This window comes from Variovorax sp. 01T439_2 (genome assembly GCF_056398445.1).
Window position 1 is genome coordinate 1 of record NZ_JBFTPJ010000032.1, and the last position, 14045, is coordinate 14045.

General features: G+C 67.9%; 13 protein-coding genes. 12 read left to right on the top strand and 1 reads right to left on the bottom strand.

Annotated features, from left to right (window positions below):
• The 6 genes from AC1DOC_RS02825 to AC1DOC_RS02850 all read left to right on the top strand — a co-directional run.
• Nucleotides 1-568 (top strand): acyl-CoA dehydrogenase family protein (locus AC1DOC_RS02825; protein ID WP_478129378.1); only part of this gene is annotated, 568 nt, incomplete at its 5' end.
• A 142-nt stretch (nucleotides 569-710) separates the two neighbouring features.
• Nucleotides 711-2393, top strand: coding sequence for an AMP-binding protein (locus tag AC1DOC_RS02830; RefSeq protein WP_478129379.1), 1683 nt, complete (start codon nucleotides 711-713; stop codon nucleotides 2391-2393).
• A complete protein-coding gene (locus tag AC1DOC_RS02835; protein ID WP_436037172.1) occupies nucleotides 2390-4018 on the top strand; it encodes a carboxyl transferase domain-containing protein in 1629 nt (542 codons plus the stop codon). Before AC1DOC_RS02830 ends, AC1DOC_RS02835 begins: the two co-directional genes overlap by 4 nt.
• Nucleotides 4019-4364: 346 nt before the next feature.
• Nucleotides 4365-5153, top strand: coding sequence for an enoyl-CoA hydratase/isomerase family protein (locus AC1DOC_RS02840; RefSeq protein WP_436037170.1), 789 nt, complete (start codon nucleotides 4365-4367; stop codon nucleotides 5151-5153).
• A gap of 10 nt (nucleotides 5154-5163) precedes the next feature.
• Nucleotides 5164-5835, top strand: coding sequence for a DUF4126 domain-containing protein (locus AC1DOC_RS02845; protein ID WP_015867481.1), 672 nt, complete (start codon nucleotides 5164-5166; stop codon nucleotides 5833-5835).
• A complete protein-coding gene (locus tag AC1DOC_RS02850) occupies nucleotides 5828-7831 on the top strand; it encodes an acetyl/propionyl/methylcrotonyl-CoA carboxylase subunit alpha (protein WP_436037167.1) in 2004 nt (667 codons plus the stop codon). Before AC1DOC_RS02845 ends, AC1DOC_RS02850 begins: the two co-directional genes overlap by 8 nt.
• On the opposite strand, the gene AC1DOC_RS02855 is transcribed toward AC1DOC_RS02850, so the two are convergent.
• A complete protein-coding gene (locus AC1DOC_RS02855; RefSeq protein ID WP_478129380.1) occupies nucleotides 7828-8142 on the bottom strand; it encodes an EthD family reductase in 315 nt (104 codons plus the stop codon). The two genes, AC1DOC_RS02850 and AC1DOC_RS02855, sit on opposite strands and share 4 nt — an antisense overlap.
• Before the next feature lie 117 nt (nucleotides 8143-8259).
• Here AC1DOC_RS02855 and AC1DOC_RS02860 point away from each other — a divergent pair, with 117 nt between their 5' ends.
• The 6 genes from AC1DOC_RS02860 (at nucleotide 8260) to AC1DOC_RS02885 (ending at nucleotide 13966) form a co-directional block, all read left to right on the top strand.
• Nucleotides 8260-9180 (top strand): 2-hydroxyacid dehydrogenase, encoded by a 921-nt coding sequence (locus tag AC1DOC_RS02860; RefSeq protein WP_436037165.1) that lies wholly within the window; start codon nucleotides 8260-8262, stop codon nucleotides 9178-9180.
• Between the two features lie 94 nt (nucleotides 9181-9274).
• Complete coding sequence (locus tag AC1DOC_RS02865) at nucleotides 9275-10012, top strand: IclR family transcriptional regulator (RefSeq protein WP_027730328.1); 738 nt, start codon at nucleotides 9275-9277, stop codon at nucleotides 10010-10012.
• An 8-nt stretch (nucleotides 10013-10020) separates the two neighbouring features.
• Nucleotides 10021-10404, top strand: a complete 384-nt coding sequence (locus AC1DOC_RS02870; RefSeq protein ID WP_015867476.1) for a cupin domain-containing protein — start codon at nucleotides 10021-10023, stop codon at nucleotides 10402-10404.
• Between the two features lie 25 nt (nucleotides 10405-10429).
• Nucleotides 10430-11443 (top strand): Bug family tripartite tricarboxylate transporter substrate binding protein, encoded by a 1014-nt coding sequence (locus tag AC1DOC_RS02875; protein ID WP_478079283.1) that lies wholly within the window; start codon nucleotides 10430-10432, stop codon nucleotides 11441-11443.
• A gap of 130 nt (nucleotides 11444-11573) precedes the next feature.
• Nucleotides 11574-12800 carry a CaiB/BaiF CoA transferase family protein gene (locus tag AC1DOC_RS02880; RefSeq protein ID WP_478079282.1) on the top strand — a complete coding sequence of 409 codons (1227 nt, stop codon included), beginning with the start codon at nucleotides 11574-11576 and terminating at the stop codon, nucleotides 12798-12800.
• Entirely contained in the window at nucleotides 12797-13966 is a 1170-nt protein-coding gene (locus tag AC1DOC_RS02885; RefSeq protein WP_478129381.1) for an acyl-CoA dehydrogenase family protein, read from the top strand. Before AC1DOC_RS02880 ends, AC1DOC_RS02885 begins: the two co-directional genes overlap by 4 nt.
• Nucleotides 13967-14045: the final 79 nt, after the last annotated feature.

Consider the following 14045-nt stretch of genomic DNA (forward strand, 5'->3'; position numbering starts at 1 on the left):
CAAGCTCGACAAGCTCGGCATGCGTGGCTCCAACACCTACCCGCTGTTCTTCGACAACTGCGAAGTGCCCGAAGAGAACGTGCTCGGCGGCGAAGGCATGGGCGCCAAGGTGCTGATGAGCGGTCTCGACTACGAGCGCGCGGTGCTTTCGGGCGGGCCGCTGGGCATCATGGCGGCCTGCATGGACGCGGTGCTGCCCTTCATCCACGAGCGCAAGCAGTTCGGCCAGAGCATCGGCGAGTTCCAGCTGATGCAGGGCAAGCTCGCCGACATGTACTCGACCTGGCAGGCCACGCGCGCTTATGTGTACGCGGTGGGCAAGGCCTGCGACCGCAACGACCACGCGCGCACCTTCCGCAAGGACGCGGCCGGCGCCATTCTCTATTCGGCCGAGAAGGCGACATGGATGGCCGGCGAGGCGATCCAGGCTCTGGGCGGCGTGGGCTACACGAAGGACTTTCCGGTCGAGCGGCTGTGGCGCGACGCCAAGCTGTACGAGATCGGTGCGGGTACGAGCGAGATCCGCCGCATGCTGATCGGGCGCGAGCTGTTTGCTGAAACCGCCTAGGATGTTTTTCTCCCTCCCCTTTCGGGGGAGGGCAGGGGTGGGGGCAAGCGGCGCCCGATGAAGCACAGCGCCGAACCAGCGCCGCCTGCCCCCATCCCAACCTTCCCCCGGAGGGGAAGGAGCAAGACCAGGAGACAAGGACATGAACATGACTGCTGCGCTGGACAAGAGCTACGCCAAGGGCGCCACCAACGTCCCCCTCATCGAACAAACCATCGGCGACTTCTTCGACGGCATGGCCGCGAAGCAGCCCGACCGCGAGGCGCTCGTCAGCCGCCACGAAGSCAAGCGCTTCACCTACCGCGAGCTGCAGGCCGAGTCCAACAAGCTGGCCAGCGCATTGCTGAAGCTGGGGCTCGCACCCGGCGACCGCGTGGGCATCTGGTCGCACAACAACGCGCCCTGGGTGCTGATGCAGATCGCGACCGCCAAGGCCGGGCTGATCCTCGTCAACATCAACCCGGCCTACCGCACCTCCGAGCTCGAATACGCGCTCAACAAGGTCGGCTGCAAGGCGCTGGTGACGATGGCGCAGTTCAAGACCAGCGACTACCTCGGCATGCTGCGCGAGCTCGGCCCCCAGCGCCTGCCGCAGCTGCGCCACACCTTCTGGATCGACGGCAAGGCCGCGGCCGATGTGCAGGAGCCCGGCATGCAGCGCTTCAGCGAGCTGCTCGCGAGCGGCGATGCGGCCGACCCGCGCGTGGCCGCCACGCAAAAGACGCTCAAGGCCACCGACCCGATCAACATCCAGTTCACGAGCGGCACCACGGGCTTTCCCAAGGGCGCGACGCTCACGCACCGCAACATCCTCAACAACGGCTTCTTCATCGGCGAATGCATGAAGCTCACGCCGGCCGACAGGCTGTGCATTCCGGTGCCGCTCTACCATTGCTTCGGCATGGTGCTCGGCAACCTGGCCTGCCTCACGCATGGCTCGGCCATCGTGTACCCGAACGACGGCTTCGATCCGCTCACGGTGCTCGAGACCGTGCAGGCCGAAAAATGCACCGGCCTGCACGGCGTGCCCACCATGTTCATTGCCGAGCTCGACCATCCGCGCTTCAAGGAGTTCGACCTGTCCACGCTGCGCACCGGCATCATGGCCGGCTCGCCGTGCCCGACCGAGGTGATGAAGCGCGTGGTGAACGAGATGCACCTGGGCGAAATCACCATCGCCTACGGCATGACCGAGACCAGCCCCGTGAGCTGCCAGAGCAGCACCGACACGCCGCTGGACAAGCGCGTGTCCACCGTGGGCACGGTGCAGCCGCACCTGGAGATCAAGATCATCGACCCCGAGACCGGGGCCATCGTGCCGCGCGGCAGCTCCGGCGAGTTCTGCACGCGCGGCTACTCGGTGATGCACGGCTACTGGGAGGACGAGTCCAAGACGCGCGAAGCCATCGATACCGAGCACTGGATGCACACCGGCGACCTGGCCACCATGGACGCCGAGGGCTACGTGAACATCGTCGGCCGCATCAAGGACCTCGTGATCCGCGGCGGCGAGAACATCTACCCGCGCGAGATCGAGGAATTCCTGTACCGCCACCCGAAGGTGCAGGACGTGCAGGTGGTCGGCCTGCCCGACCGGAAGTACGGCGAGGAGCTGTGCGCCTGGATCATCGCCAAGCCCGGCCAGGCCGCGACCGAAGATGAGATCCGGGATTTCTGCAGGGGGCAGATCGCGCACTACAAGGTGCCGAAGTACATCCGCTTCGTCACCGAGTTTCCGATGACGGTGACCGGCAAGATCCAGAAATTCAAGATCCGCGAAGCGATGGCCGAGCAGCTCGGCCTCGAACAAGAAAAGACAGCATGAGCAAGATCGAAACCAAACTCAACGCCCGCTCGGCCGACTTCCAGGCCAATGCCGCAGCCATGCGCGCGCTGGTCGACGACCTGCACAAGCAGTTCGCCAAAGTGGAGCAGGGCGGCGGCGAGGCCGCGCGCGCCAAGCACACGGCCCGCGGCAAGCTGCTGCCGCGCGACCGCGTGGCCGAGCTGCTCGACCCCGGCACGCCCTTCCTCGAGATTGCGCCGCTGGCCGCGCATGCGATGTACCTCGATGCCAAGGGCGCGGAGTCGGCACCCGGCGCGGGCCTCATCGCGGGCATCGGCCGGGTGAACGGCATCGACTGCATGATCGTCTGCAACGATGCGACGGTGAAGGGCGGCACCTATTACCCGATGACGGTCAAGAAGCACCTGCGCGCGCAGGAGATCGCCGAGCAGAACCGCCTGCCCTGCATCTACCTCGTCGACTCGGGCGGCGCCAACCTGCCGAACCAGGACGAGGTGTTCCCCGACCGCGACCACTTCGGCCGCATCTTCTACAACCAGGCCAACATGAGCGCCCAGGGCATCGCGCAGATCGCGGTGGTCATGGGCTCGTGCACGGCGGGCGGCGCGTATGTGCCGGCGATGAGCGACGAATCGATCATCGTGAAGAACCAGGGCACCATCTTCCTGGGCGGCCCGCCGCTCGTGAAGGCTGCCACCGGCGAGGTCGTCACGGCCGAGGACCTGGGTGGTGGCGACGTGCACACGCGCCTCTCTGGCGTGGTCGACCACCTGGCGCAGAACGACCTGCATGCGCTGGCGCTCGCACGTTCGGCCGTGGCCAATCTCAATGCGAACGCGGCCTCGGCCCAGGACACCGCAAAGGCCGAGGTGTGCCCACCCGAGTTCCCGCGCGAAGAGCTCTACGGCGTGATCCCGACCGACACGCGCAAGCCCTTCGACGTGCGCGAGATCATCGCGCGCATCGTCGACGGCAGCGAGTTCCACGAGTTCAAGGCGCGCTTCGGCGCCACGCTGGTCTGCGGCTTTGCCGAGATCGAGGGCATGCCGGTGGGCATCATCGCCAACAACGGCATCCTGTTTTCCGAATCGGCGCAGAAGGGCGCGCACTTCATCGAGCTGTGCTGCCATCGCAAGACGCCGCTGGTGTTCCTGCAGAACATCACGGGCTTCATGGTGGGCCGCAAGTACGAGAACGAGGGCATCGCGCGCCACGGCGCCAAGATGGTGACGGCCGTGGCCACGGCCAACGTGCCCAAGTTCACCATCATCATCGGCGGCAGCTTCGGCGCCGGCAACTACGGGATGTGCGGCCGGGCCTACAGCCCGCGCTTCCTCTGGATGTGGCCCAACGCGCGCATCAGCGTGATGGGCGGCGAGCAGGCCGCGAGCGTGCTGGCCACGGTGAAGCGCGACGGCATCGAATTGAAGGGCGGCAGCTGGAGCAAGGAAGAGGAAGAGGCCTTCAAGGCGCCGATCCGCCAGCAGTACGAAGACCAGGGCCACCCCTACTACGCAACGGCGCGGCTGTGGGACGACGGGATCATCGACCCGGCGGACACGCGGCGGGTGCTGGCGCTCGGTTTGGCTGCGTCGCGCAATGCGCCGATTCCCGAGCCRAAATTCGGCATCTTCCGGATGTAGCCGTGGCACAGCTTTCTTGCGCTTGGGGTCGATACAGGCATCGCGTTCCGGGGTGCGCTCCCGCCGACGGGGTACCTTGCTCCGCGAATGTCCCCCGGCCTGCGGCCTCCTCCTTGATTTCGCTGCGCAAGGCACCCCATCGACGTGAGCGTTATGCACGCCGGTCGTTGATCAGCGGTTCACTCAGAGCTTGCCCCAGTGCACAGGGCATCGGGTGCTCCCCGCAGCGAAATAAAGGAGGAGGGCGAAGCCCGGGGGACATTCGCGGAGGGGAGTACCCGGTGGCCTGTGCACACGCCCCGAACGAACTGCAACCATTTCATGCACCGCGCCACGGATCATCGACATGACCTTCACCAAACTGAAACTAGAAATCCAGGACACAGCAGCGCGCATCTGGCTAGACCAGCCCGACGCACGCAACGCTTTCGACGACGTGGTCATCGCCGAGCTCACGCAAGCCTTCACCGACGCCGGCGCCGCGCCGCAGGTCAAAGCCATCGTGCTCGGCGCCAACGGCCCGGCCTTCTGCGCGGGCGCCAACCTCAACTGGATGCGCCGCATGGCCGACTACACGCGCGACGAGAACATCGCCGACGCGGGCAAGCTGGCCACCATGCTGCGCACCATTGCCGAGTGCCCCAAGCCCACCATCGCGCGCGTGCAGGGCGATGTGTATGCGGGCGGCATGGGCCTGGTCGCGGCCTGCGACATGGCCGTGAGCGTGGATACCGCGTGGTATTGCCTCAGCGAAGTCAAGATCGGCCTCGTGCCCGCGACCATCAGCCCGTACGTGCTGCGCGCCATGGGCACGCGCGCATCGCAGCGCTACTTTCTCACGGCCGAGCGCTTCACCGCGGCCGAGGCGCACCGCATCGGCTTCGTGCATGAAGTGGTCGCGGCCGATGCGCTCGATGCCAAGGTCGACGAGCTCCTGAAGGCGCTCACCGGCGCCAGCCCCGCCGCCGTGCGTGCCTGCAAGCAACTGATCGCCGACGTGGACGGCCGCGAGATCGACGACGCGCTGATCGCCAAGACCGTCGAAGGCATTGCCGACATCCGCGCCAGCGACGAAGGCCGCGAGGGCGTGCAGGCCTTCCTGCAGAAACGCAAGCCGTCCTGGCTGGGCCACTGAGCGCCAGGCGATGAATGCGCTCGACATGCCCCAGCTGCTCGCACTGGCCGCGGCCATCGGCTGGGCCAGCGGCGTGCGGCTGTACCTGGTCGTGCTGCTGACCGGGCTGGCCGGCTACTTCGGCTGGGTGCCGCTGCCCAGCGGGCTGCAGCTGCTGGCGCATCCGGTGGTCATCGCGGCCAGCGGCTTCATGGTCTTCATCGAATTCTTCGCCGACAAGATCCCGGGCCTCGATTCGCTGTGGGACGTGGTGCACACGGCCATCCGCATTCCCGCCGGCGCGGCGCTCGCGGCCAGCGTGTTCGGTGCCGACCATGGCGCGATGGCCATCGTGGCCGCGCTCGTGGGCGGCGGCTTCGCGGCCACCGCGCATGCGGCCAAGGCCACGACGCGCGCGGCCATCAACACATCGCCCGAGCCGTTCTCGAACGTGGGCGCGTCGCTGGTCGAGGACACGATGGTGCCAACCGGGCTGTGGCTCGCGGTGGCGCATCCGCTGGTCTTCCTGGTGCTGTTCGTCCTGGTGCTGGTGCTCAGCGTCTGGCTCATCCGCAAGAGCTGGCGCTTTCTCAAGGCGCTGTTCACTCGCGTGGCCCGCATCTTCAGCGGGCGGCCCGATCCGGGCGTCACGCCTGCATTCCAACTGAAAAAGAATCCTCCGGGAGACACTCCGAATGTTTAAGAAGATCCTCATTGCCAACCGAGGCGAGATCGCCTGCCGCGTGGCCGCAACCGCACGCCGCATGGCGATCCGCACCGTGGCCGTGTACTCCGATGCCGACGCGCATGCCAACCACGTGCGCGCCTGCGACGAATCGGTGCACCTCGGCGGCAGCGCACCGAAAGACAGCTACCTGCGCTGGGAAAAGATCCTCGAGGCCGCCAAGGCCACGGGCGCCGAAGCCGTGCATCCCGGCTACGGCTTCCTGAGCGAGAACGAGGAGTTCGCACAGGCCTGCGCCGACGCGGGCCTGGTCTTCATCGGCCCGCCGCCTTCGGCCATCAAGGCGATGGGCCTGAAGGCCGAGTCGAAGCAGCTGATGGAAAAGGCCGGCGTGCCGCTGGTGCCCGGCTACCACGGCCACGACCAGGACCCGCAGCTGCTGCAACGCGAGGCCGACCGCATCGGCTACCCCGTGCTCATCAAGGCCAGCGCGGGCGGCGGCGGCAAGGGCATGCGCGCTGTCGACCGGGCCGAAGACTTTGCGGCGGCGCTCGCCTCGTGCCAGCGCGAGGCGACCAACAGCTTCGGCGACGACGCGGTGCTGATCGAGAAGTACGTGCAGCGCCCGCGCCACATCGAGATCCAGGTGTTCGGCGACACGCACGGCAACTACGTCTACCTGTTCGAGCGCGACTGCTCGGTGCAGAGGCGCCACCAGAAGGTGCTGGAAGAGGCGCCCGCGCCCGGCATGACCGAGGCGATGCGCAAGCAGATGGGCGAGGCGGCCGTGGCGGCAGCGCGTGCGGTGAACTACGTCGGCGCCGGCACGGTGGAATTCATCGTCGAGCAGCGCGAAGGCGGCGAGATGAATTTCTTCTTCATGGAGATGAATACCCGCCTGCAGGTGGAGCATCCGGTGACCGAAGCGATCACCGGCCTCGACCTCGTCGAATGGCAGCTGCGCGTGGCCTCGGGCGAAGCGCTGCCCGCAAAGCAGCAGGAGCTGCAGATCCATGGCCACGCGATCGAGGCGCGCATCTGCGCCGAGAATCCCGACAACAACTTCCTGCCTGCGACAGGCAGCTTGCGCGTCTACCGCAAGCCGCAGGCGACGGCCTTCCAGCGCAGCCGCGTGCGCATCGACGACGGCGTGCGCGAGGGCGGCGAGATCTCTCCGTTCTACGACTCGATGATCGCCAAGCTGATCGTGCACGGCAGCACGCGCGACGAGGCGCTGGCGCGGCTCGATGCGGCGCTGGCGCAGGTGCAGATCGTCGGCGTGTCGACCAACGTGCAGTTCCTGCGTGGCATCCTCGCGACCGAGTCGTTCGCCAAGGCCAACCTCGACACCGCGCTGATCGAGCGCGAGCGCGCCGTGCTGTTCGACCGCGAGGCGCTGGGCCTGCCGCTGGCCGCGGCCGCCGCCATCACGCGCACGCTGGTCACCGAGCGGCCGGTGGGCGCGCACTATCCGTTCGAGCGGCGCGACGGCTGGCGCTCGCATGGCGAGTACCGGCGCCACTTCGACTTCGAATTCCGTGGTGCCGAGCAGACGGCCGTGCTGAGCTACAGGCGCGACGGCAGCCTGTGGCTCGAAGCCGGCGGCGTTGAAGGCCCGCTGGTCGTGGGCCAGTTCCCGACGGGCGAGTTCGAGGTCGAGTTTGCCGGTATGCGGCAGACCGTGGACGTGCATCTGGACGGTGCCACGGCCCATGTGTTCGCGTCGAAGGGCGCCACGAAGATCACGTCCATCGACCGCCTGGCCCATGCCGGCGACACCCATGCCGAAGCCGGCCGGCTCACCGCGCCGATGCCCGGCAAGGTGGTGTCCTTCGCGGTCAAGGCCGGCGACAAGGTCAGCCGAGGCCAGCCATTGGCCGTCATGGAGGCCATGAAGATGGAGCACACCATTGCCGCGCCGGCCGACGGCACGGTGGAAGAACTGATGTTCTCGCCCGGCGAGCAGGTGGCCGAGGGCGACGAGCTATTGCGGATGGCTGCGGCGGCGGTTTAACCCACCACCACTTCGCTGATCTGCAYCACCGGCGCGATGTCGGTGTAGTTCTTGATGTCGCCCAGGATCTCCTTGGCATGCGGGCCGAACGCCGCCTGGAAGGCGTCGGCCGAGTCGCAGAACACGTGGCACATGCCGACGTAGGTCGGCGGCATGCCGGGCGCGCCGCCCGCCAGTCCCTTGTCGATGGTGTAGGACCTGCAGGCATCGCCCATGCGTGCCTTCAGGAGGGGCATGTGCTTGTCGCGGTAGTAGGCGTGGTCGAACCGCGCGCCTTCGGTGTAGGGGTACATCACGCTGACTTTGATCATGCTGGGGTCTCCGGGTGTGTCGATGTTCTGGATGGTCGCGCACGAGCATAGAAGAAGGCCTCCGGCGGTACAAGCTGCCGATCCGGTACGTGGGCCGGGGCCCCTAAGATCCGGCTCATGAAAATCATCGTTTCACTGACCGACAACCGCCCCGAACCCTGGATCGAAGGCCTCCGGGCCGAGCTGCCCGATGCGCAGATCGAGACCTGGAAGCCGGGTGCCGCCCAGGCCGACCACGCGGTGGTGTGGGCGCCGCCCCAGCAGCTGCTCGACGAGCAGCCCGGGCTGCGCGGCCTGTTCAACATCGGCGCGGGCGTCGATGCGCTGCTCAAGCTGAAAGTCCCGCCGCAGACGCGCATCGTGCGGCTCGACGACGCCGGCATGTCGGTGCAGATGGCCGAGTACGTGTGCCACACGCTGATCCGGCACTTCCGCGAGTTCGATGTCTACGAGGCCGATGCGCGAGAAGGCCGCTGGAGCTACCGCAAGCCGAAGCTTCGGCGCGATTTTCCGGTCGGCATCATGGGGCTGGGCGTGCTTGGCGAGCGCGTGGCCAGGGCAGTCGCGCAGTTCGAGTTTCCGGTGCTGGGCTGGAGCCGTTCGCCAAAAGCCATCGAGGGCGTGCAGGTGTGCAGCGGCGAGGCGCAGTTCGGCGAATTCCTGTCGTCCACGCGCGTGCTGGTCAACCTGCTGCCGCTGACCGAGGCCACGCGCGGCATCCTCAACCGCGAGACGCTCGGCAAGCTGCGGCCGGGCGGCTATCTCATCAACATCGCGCGCGGCGCGCACCTGGTGGAAGACGACCTGATCCCGATGCTCGATGCAGGCCAGCTGGCCGGCGCCACGCTCGACGTGTTCCAGGTCGAGCCGCTGCCCGCCGACCACGCCTTCTGGCGCCACCCGAAGATCACCGTCACGCCGCACGGCTCGGCGCGCACGCTGCGCGAGGAGTCCATCGCGCAGATCGCCGGAAAGATCCGCGCGATGGAGCAAGGCCTGCCGGTCAGCGGCGTGGTCGATCCGGTCCGGGGCTACTGACGACGGCATGCGTTACCGGCGACTACGCTGAAAGGAGGCGCAGCCAGGGGCAAACCCTGAGGCTTTTGTTTTTCACATACGCGAAAATTTCTTCATGGTTGTGAAAACAGCGTTTCGCGTGATCGAGATCGTCGAGCTCTTTGCCCGGGAGAAGCAGCCGCTGGCGCTGTCCGAGATGGCGCGCCTGCTCGAGATGCCGGTGTCCAGCTGCCTCGGGCTGATCCGCACGCTCGAAGAGCAGGGCTACATGTACGAGACCGGCCGCCGTCAGGGCTACTACCCGACCGGCCGGCTGCTGGCCATGGCGCAGGTCATTGCGGCGCACGACCCGGTGCTCGACCGCGTGCGGCCCGCGCTCGAAGAGCTGCGCGACGGCGCACGCGAAACCGTGCTATTCGGCAAGTTCCGCGACCCGAACACGGTCGTCTACCTGGAAGTGCTGAGCGCGCCGCAGAGCATCCGCTATTCGGCCGAAGCAGGCGAGACGCGCCCGGCCTACGCCAATTCGATGGGCCGCGCGCTGCTCTCCACGCTCGCGCCCGAGGCGCGCCGCAAGCTGCTGGCCGCCACGCCGCTGGCGCCGCTGACCGACGCCACGCTGACCACGCCCGAGGCCATCGAGCAGGAGCTCGAACGCTCGCCCGCGCGCGGCTGGTACGGCAACCTCGGCGAAAGCATCCCCGACCTCGTCGGCCTTGCATGGCCGTTGCGCATCGGCGGCGAGGCCTATGCCATTTCGGTGGCGGGCCCGCGCTACCGGCTCGAGCCGCGCATCGACGAGGTGGCCGCCATGCTGCGCTCCGCCTGCCTGGCCATCGAACACAAAGGCTGATCGAAACAATGACCTCCCCACGCTACTTCGTCCGCGAAAGCGACATCGCCGGCTACCACCCGGCCAACCACACCGGCACGCTCAACAAGCGGCTGATCGGCCCCGAGACCGTGGGCGCGAAGCAGCTCGAGGTGCTGGTCGGCCATATCCAGAAGGGCAAGGGCGCGCTGCCCCATGCGCACCCGGGCATCGAGCAGGTCTGCTACATGCTCGAAGGCCGCGCGGTCGCCGAGGTGGGCGGCCAGCGGCAGGAGCTGCACCCGGGCGACAGCTGCTTTTTTCCGGCCGATGCGATGCACACCTTCACGGTGGTGAGCGACGAGCCGGTGCGCGTGCTGGTCATCTACAGCCCGCCGTACGAGGAATCGCCGGAGCGCGTGATCCGGCCCTGAACGACAACCCCCGGAGACAAGAACCATGCAGACGATGAAGAACGCGACAACCACGGTCGCGGTGGCAAGCCGCCGCCGTTTCATTTCCATCGGCGCCGCCGCGGGCCTGGCCGGCGCGGCGCCCTGGGCCTTTGCGCAGGAGGGCTACCCGAAGCAGCCGATCAAGCTGATCGTGCCCTTCGCGGCCGGCAGCGGCACCGACGCGGTGGCGCGCATCACGGCGCAGATGCTGGGCGAGGCGCTCAAGGCCTCGGTCATCGTCGACAACCGCGCGGGCGCCAACGGCGTGATTGCCGCCGAGTTCGTGGCCAAGGCGCCGCCCGACGGCTACACGCTCTTCATGACCACCAACACCACGCACTCGGCCAATCCGAGCCTGATGAAGTCGCTGCCCTACGACCCGGTGAAGGACTTCGCGCCCGTGGGCCGCATGGGCAACCTGCCGTTCATGCTGGTGGTCAACAACGAGCTGCCGGTGAAGAGCGTGGCCGAGCTGCTGGCCTGGGGCCGCGCGCACCCGGGCAAGCTGACCTATGCGAGCGGCAACAGCACCGGCATCGTGAGCGGCGCCACGCTCTCGCGCATGAGCGGCGTGCCGATGCTGCACGTGCCCTACAAGAGCACGCCGCCCGCCATTGCCGACCTGATCGGCGGGCAGGTGTCGATGATGGTGGTCGACCTGGCCGCGGGGCTCGCCACGGTGAAGGCCGGCAAGATGCGCGCGATTGCCGTGACCACGCAGGAGCGCACCAAGCTGTTTCCGGAACTGCCGCCGCTGGCCGAGACGCCCGAGCTCAAGGGCTTCGACATCACCTCGTGGAACGGCGTGTTCGCGCCGGCCGGCACGCCGCGCGATGTGGTGCTGAAGCTCAACAAGGTGCTGTCGGAGATGGCGAACGGCACGGCCTTCCGCGAGCGCGTGGCGAAGCTGGGCTTCGATGCCTTCGGCAGCACGCCGGAAGAACTCGGGGCGTTCACCGTTTCGGAACTGGCCAAGTGGAAGAAGCTGATCCAGGCTGCCGGCATCCAGCCCGAATGAGCGTGCTGTTGAATTTGAATTCCTCCCTCCCCTCCCGGGGGAGGGCAGGGGTGGGGGCCAGCGGCGCCTCCATCGGGCGCTCTGCCTGCCCCCATCCCAACCTTCCCCCGGAAGGGGAAGGAGCAAAGACATGAATGCCACCGGACCACTTCAAGGCATCCGCATCCTCGACCTCACGGCCGTGGTGATGGGTCCCTACGCCACGCAGACGCTCGGCGACCTCGGCGCCGACGTCATCAAGGTCGAACCACCGTCAGGCGACAACCTGCGCGCGGTCGGCCCGATGCGCCATGCCGGCATGGGCGCGATGGCGCTGCACCTGAACCGCAACAAGCGCTCGATCGTGCTCGACCTCAAGCAGCCCGAAGGCCGCGAGGCGTGCCTCAGGCTCGCGGCGGGCTGCGATGCGCTGATCTACAACACGCGCCCGCAGGCGATGGCGCGGCTCGGGCTCGGCTACGAGGCCGTGGCCGCGGCCAATCCGAAGATCGTCTATCTCGGCGCCTTCGGCTATGGCGAAGAGGGCCCCTATGCCGGCAAGCCCGCCTACGACGACCTGATCCAGGGCGCGGCCGGCGTCGCCTCGCTGTTCGCGCAGCAAAGCGGCGGTGCGCCGCGCTATGCGCCCGTCACGCTGGCCGACCGCGCCGTGGGGCTGCAGGCGGCCATCGCGCTGCTCGCGGCCGTGCTGCACGCGCAGCGCACGGGCAAAGGCCAGGCGGTGGAGGTGCCGATGTTCGAGGCGCTCTCGCAGTTCGTGATGGGCGACCACCTGGGCGGCCACAGCTTCGAGCCGCCGCTCGGTCCCACCGGCTATGCACGCCTGCTCGCTGCGCACCGCAAGCCCTACGCCACGGCCGACGGCTACCTCAGCGTGCTGATCTACAACGACAAGCACTGGCAGGCCTTCTTCGATCTGATCGGCCGGCCCGAGCTGCGCGCCTCGCCGATGTTCGGCACGCACACGGCGCGCGCCGCGAACATCGGCGCGGTCTATGCGTTCGTGGCCGAGGTGATGGCCACGCGCGGCAGCGACGAATGGATGGCGCTGCTGGAAGCGGCCGACATTCCGGTCGCGCGCCTGCACAGCACCGAGAGCCTGATCGACGATCCGCACCTGCGCGCGGTCGATTTCTTTCCCGAGTTCGACCACCCGAGCGAAGGCCGCATCCGCACGCTCGCGCCGGTCGGACGCTACAGCGCCACGCCCGCGGGCATCCGCCGCATGGCGCCGCGCATCGGCGAGCAGAGCGTCGAGCTGCTGCGCGAAGCGGGCTATGGCGATGAAGCCATCGACCACCTGCTCGCGCGCGGCGTCACGCTGCAGCCGGCTCCACCCAAGGACAACGACGAATGAACTTCTCCCTCAATGAAGACCAGCGCTCGCTGGTGGYCGCCATCGAGCGGCTGTGCGAAGACTTTCCCGCCGACTACTGGCGCGACCACGACGACCGCGCCGCGTTCCCGCACGAGTTCCACCGCGCCGTGGCCGACAGCGGCTGGCTCGGCATCGCGATGCCCGAGGCGCAGGGCGGCGCGGGCCTGGGCATCACCGAGGCGGCGCTGATGATGCGCGCCATCAGCGCGTCGGGCGCGGGCATGTCGGGCGCTTCGTCGGTGCACATGAACATCTTCGGGCTCAACCCGGTGGTGGTGTTCGGCAGCGAGGCACAGCGCCAGCGTTTCCTGCCGCCGCTGATCGCGGGCACCGAGAAGGCCTGCTTCGCCGTGACCGAGCCCGACGCGGGGCTCGACACCACCCGCCTCAAGACGCAGGCGGTGCGCCAGCCGAACGGCAGCTACCTGCTGCACGGCCGCAAGATATGGATATCGACCGCGCAGGTGGCCGACCGCATGCTGATCCTCACGCGCACCACGCCGCTCGATCAGGTGAAGAAGCCCACGCAGGGGCTCACGCTGTTCTACACGCCGCTGGACCGCGCCAAGGTCGAGGTGCGCGAGATCCACAAGCTCGGCCGCGCGGCGGTGGACTCGAACATGCTCTTCATCGACGGGCTCGAAGTGCCGGAGGAAGACCGCATCGGCGAGGAGGGGCGCGGCTTCGAATACATCCTGCACGGGCTCAACCCCGAGCGMATATTGATTGCGGCCGAAGCCATCGGMATCGGCCGCGCCGCGCTGCGCATCGCCGCGCAGTACGCGCAGGAGCGCGTCGTGTTCGGCCGGCCGATCGGCCAGAACCAGGGCGTGGCGCATCCGCTCGCGCGCGCCTGGGCCAACCTGGAGGCGGCCGACCTGATGGTGTTCAAGGCCGCCACGCTGTACGACGCGGGCGAGCCCTGCGGCATCGAGGCCAACGCCGCCAAGTACCTCGCGGCCGAGGCGGCGCACGACGCCTGCCAGAACGCGGTTCTCACGCTGGGCGGCATGGGCTATGCGAAGGAATACCATGTCGAGCGGCTGCTGCGCGAGAGCTACATTCCGCGCATTGCGCCGGTCAGTCCGCAGATGATCCTGAACTTCATCGCGGAAAAGGCGCTCGGCCTGCCCAAGTCGTACTGATGCTGCCCATGCCATGAATCCATCCGCCGTCACCCGCCATCTCGTCGTCCGCGGCCTGGTGCAGGGCGTGGGCTATCGC

What these genes read in the sequence shown, in the direction of transcription:
- AC1DOC_RS02840 (WP_436037170.1), top strand. Translation starts at nt 4,365, where the DNA reads ATGACCTTCACCAAACTGAAACTAGAAATCCAGGACACAGCAGCGCGC.
- AC1DOC_RS02845 (WP_015867481.1), top strand. Translation starts at nt 5,164, where the DNA reads ATGAATGCGCTCGACATGCCCCAGCTGCTCGCACTGGCCGCGGCCATC.
- AC1DOC_RS02850 (WP_436037167.1), top strand. Translation starts at nt 5,828, where the DNA reads ATGTTTAAGAAGATCCTCATTGCCAACCGAGGCGAGATCGCCTGCCGC.
- AC1DOC_RS02860 (WP_436037165.1), top strand. Translation starts at nt 8,260, where the DNA reads ATGAAAATCATCGTTTCACTGACCGACAACCGCCCCGAACCCTGGATC.
- AC1DOC_RS02865 (WP_027730328.1), top strand. Translation starts at nt 9,275, where the DNA reads ATGGTTGTGAAAACAGCGTTTCGCGTGATCGAGATCGTCGAGCTCTTT.
- AC1DOC_RS02870 (WP_015867476.1), top strand. Translation starts at nt 10,021, where the DNA reads ATGACCTCCCCACGCTACTTCGTCCGCGAAAGCGACATCGCCGGCTAC.
- AC1DOC_RS02875 (WP_478079283.1), top strand. Translation starts at nt 10,430, where the DNA reads ATGCAGACGATGAAGAACGCGACAACCACGGTCGCGGTGGCAAGCCGC.
- AC1DOC_RS02880 (WP_478079282.1), top strand. Translation starts at nt 11,574, where the DNA reads ATGAATGCCACCGGACCACTTCAAGGCATCCGCATCCTCGACCTCACG.